The organism is Stenotrophomonas sp. HMWF023 (assembly GCF_003060985.1).
GTDB lineage: Bacteria > Pseudomonadota > Gammaproteobacteria > Xanthomonadales > Xanthomonadaceae > Stenotrophomonas > Stenotrophomonas lactitubi.
In genome coordinates, this window is the sequence record NZ_QAIJ01000317.1 from 1 (window position 1) to 3,146 (window position 3,146).

At 61.6% G+C, this 3,146-nt stretch carries 1 protein-coding gene; it reads left to right on the plus strand.

The features are described 5' to 3' along the window. Positions 1–242: 242 nt before the first annotated feature. Positions 243–3,146, plus strand: a 2,904-nt coding sequence (locus DBR20_RS18965; protein ID WP_146187058.1) for a DUF6531 domain-containing protein, incomplete at its 3' end; no start/stop codon positions are given.

The following is a 3,146-nucleotide window of genomic DNA, read 5'->3' on the forward strand; positions in this document are numbered from 1 at the left end:
TGCCCGGCGTTTTTGTATCTGCCGTCCGTCATCAATGGCTGGCGACTATCAGAAAACTCTGAAATTCAACCTGTTCCACAGTTTCTGACTTGAATGCGTAACCCATATCGGAGATAACGTCCCCATGCGGCCACGCCGCAATCCGGAACAGGGACGATCCGAAGCAGGGCGGGAAAGGGCAATGGCTGCCCAAGCGCCTTCGTTCCTCCCGGCGCGGTAACCGCTCAGGATGGAGAACAGGGATGTTGAAGCGATTGAAGGATCTTTCGTACGCAGTGCTGGCGATGACCGCGCTGGGGTGCGTGGGTACCACTGCGGTGCAGGCGCAGGAGGTGCAGAAGGAGTGGACGGCGTTTGCCAGTGGCTATCAGAAGCGCGCGACCGAAAAGCTCGTACAGAAAGACGTCGAATCCCGCTACGCGGCGCATCAGCAGTATGGTGCATTCGGCTGGGAAGTCCGGAGAGCGACGGTCCTGCCCAACAAGGTTGTCTATGACTACGCGATCAAACCCGCGAAGCTGATCAAAACAGACTGGAAGTACAGTCACGATGGCAAGACATATGACTCGGAGGAAAGTCTCTTCCAGGCCATGAAAGATGCCAGGCCGCAGGATCCTGCGTGTCCGAAGACCGAGGTGTCGATGACGACGCCATGGAAAGGCATCGCCGGTGGAGGGGCTGGTGCGGGCGCGGATGGAAGCAATGTGGGTGAAGATGGGGAGGCGACCGTTGCCTATTATTACTTCGTCCCACAAACGCAATCATGCAAGCTGATGCAGGGGCGGAACTATCTTCAGCGAACCCGCGAGGTGAAGTGTCCGAATAGCAGCACCACTGTCATGAAGTGGCGTGAAGATCTGCAGATGTGTGGTATGCCACCGTCTCTGGATACCGGCACAACATCCGCCGTCCGGATGTACACCAGCACTCCCATTGCGAAGCAGTGCGATGCAACCGGGAATCCTTGTGACCCCACAACCGGTGACAAATCCCAGCCCGAGCCGGACTTCGATCTGGGCTGGATAAGCTTCCGTCGTCACTATCACTCCCTGACCAGCACGCCCGGCGGCGCGCTGGGCACGGGTTGGACGCATTCGCACAACCTTCGACTGACGCTGGGCGTGGATAGCACTGTTTTCCCACCCAGCACGGAAGTAAACGTAGGACTGCTCAGCGAAGACGGCGCGCAGACCGCGTTTCCCAAGAGGGGGGCGTACTACGAGGCCAACGATGGTAGCGGGGATCGCGTGGTGCAGCAGGGTGGCAACTGGCTGCTGTCGCGTAGTCAGGAGCAGATCACGTTTGAGGCATCAGGTCGCATGCTGCGACGCGACTTCGAAGATGGTACTTCGCTCAGCTACTCGCACGACGTGCGGGGTCGATTGCTCAGCATCACCCACTCCACGGGCCGTCGTCTGGACGTGCAGTACGCCGTTGCGGGTGACGACTCATTGATCTCGGCGTTGTCGGTGGCGGGACAGGATGTGGTGACCTATGGCTATACAGCCACGGCTGACCTGACCACCGCAACCTATGCCGACGGTGGAGTAAGGACCTATCACTACGAAGATGCCCGCTTCCCTGGATACCTGACAGGCGTCACCGCCGAGGATAGCCGGCGCTATAGCTGGTATGGCTACGATGCCAAGGGGCGGGTCACCTGTAGCCGTCATTCGGGCGACTGCACGCAGGCGGACGTCGGCATTGATGGGGTACGGCTGGATTACACGACCGCCGGCCCGGTCATCGTCACCGATGCACTCGGCAAGCAGAGCACGTATGCGCTTGCCGCGAGCGGCACCAGCGGCCTGCCGCGCAAGGTCAATGGCATCACCGACAGCAGTGGCACCGCCGGTCGTACCTACCTCCCAGAGGGCACGGACTTCCGCCGTCGTCTGCAGTCCCTCACCGATCGGCGTGGCGTGGTGACCCAGTACGCCTACGCCGAGGCCAACGACCCTGCGGCCGGTGCAGTGACAGTGACAACGACCACCGAAGCGGCTGGAACACCCCAGCAGCGCGTCAGCGAAACGCGTGTCGCGCTTGATAGCAATCGCCTTGTGCAGCAGACCGTAGGTAACCAGGAAACCCGCATTACCCGCAACGCGCGCCTGCAGCCGACCAGCGTCACCGTGCGCGATATCACGACCGGCCAGACCCGCGTGACCACGCAGGCCTACTGCGAGGCTGAAGGCCCCGACTGCCCGCAGGTGGGTTTGCTGCGAAGCATCGACGGTCCACGTACGGACGTCGCCGATACCATGACCTATGCCTGGTACGCCGCTGATGATGCGGGGTGTGCGACCAGCGGCGCCTGTACGTTCCGCAAGGGTGATCTGCGCAGCATCACCAGTGCGCTGGGCCATACCGTTGAAACACTCGCCTACGATGCCTTCGGGCGCCCGTTGTCGGTGCGCGATGCCAATGGCGTGGTGACCGATTACACCTATCATCCACGCGGCTGGCCGACGTCGATCACCGTGCGTGGCGCCACTACTGCCGAAGACCGCAGCACCCAGCTGAGCTACTGGCCCACCGGCCAGGTGCAGCAGGTCACCGAGCCCGACGGCAGCAGCGTCACCTATGTCTACGACGCCGCCCAGCGGCTGACGGACATTGCCGACAGTGCGGGCAACACCATTCACTACACCCTGGACAACGCCGGCAACAGTCTGCAGGAAAACACGGTCGATGCGGGTGGCACGCTGCGCCGCACGCTGGCACGTGTCTACAACACACTCGGGCAGTTGACCACGCTGAAGAATGCCGGCAACAACGCCACCAGCTTTGCCTATGACGCCAATGGCAATCCGCAGTCGGTCACCGATGCCCTGCAGCGGGTGACGAGCCAGCAGTACGATCCGCTGAACCGGCTGGCGCAGACCCTGCAGGATGTGGGCAGCGTTGCTGCGGAGATCCGCTCCAGCTACAACGCGTTGGATCAGGTCACCCAGGTGACCGATCCCAAGGGGCTGCATACCACGTACGCCTACAATGGTTTTGGTGATCTGACCGGGCAGGTCAGTCCTGACAGTGGGAGTGCTACTTTCACTGTTGATGCTGCTGGCAATCGCAAGACCCGCACCGATGCGCGCGGCGTGACTGCCACCTACAGCTACGACGCGCTCAATCGGCTTGTCGGTATC